This window comes from Cetobacterium somerae ATCC BAA-474 (assembly GCF_000479045.1).
Lineage (GTDB): Bacteria > Fusobacteriota > Fusobacteriia > Fusobacteriales > Fusobacteriaceae > Cetobacterium_A > Cetobacterium_A somerae.
The window spans coordinates 1-513 of sequence record NZ_KI518166.1 but is presented as its reverse complement, the minus strand read 5'-3'; the positions used below and the strand labels follow the sequence as shown (position 1 = coordinate 513).

The following is a 513-nucleotide window of genomic DNA, read 5'->3' as shown; positions in this document are numbered from 1 at the left end:
ATGGTGCTGTCATATTAAACTCCTCCTTATTTAAAAAAATAAATAAATTCTTACTGTATTATTCTAAATGAAATGAGGTTTTCCTAATTTTTAATTTTTTTTTTAGTAAATTTTAAAAAATAAAAAAGAAATCATGATGCTATTTTGAAAGAGGACAAAAATAATTTTTTGTAATAAGGAGATATAAATTATGAAAAGTAAAGTTGGATTGCTTATAGCTATATGTATTGTGACTATTAAAACTACATTTTCTGAAAGTGATAATGGATTGATTATTTTTGGAAACTTTGATTATTATCGTCTACATAAAAGAAATTATCAACCAGAAGAAGTAAATTATAATTATAAGTTTAGTAAAGAGTTTGAATCTAATATTGAACCTGAAACTCCAATTATTCCATCTATTCCGCCAAGTCCAGAAACACCTACGATAATACCAATTCCACCAATTCCTGGTATAAATGATAATGGCTCAATAGGAGGAAGTGGTTCAGGCAGCGGCGGTTCAGGTGG

Annotated in this window: 1 protein-coding gene; it reads left to right on the top strand. The window is 27.5% G+C overall.

The window, feature by feature from the left end:
• Positions 1–190: 190 nt before the first annotated feature.
• On the top strand, positions 191–513 hold a 323-nt coding region (locus HMPREF0202_RS07605; RefSeq protein WP_023052408.1), incomplete at its 3' end, for a hypothetical protein.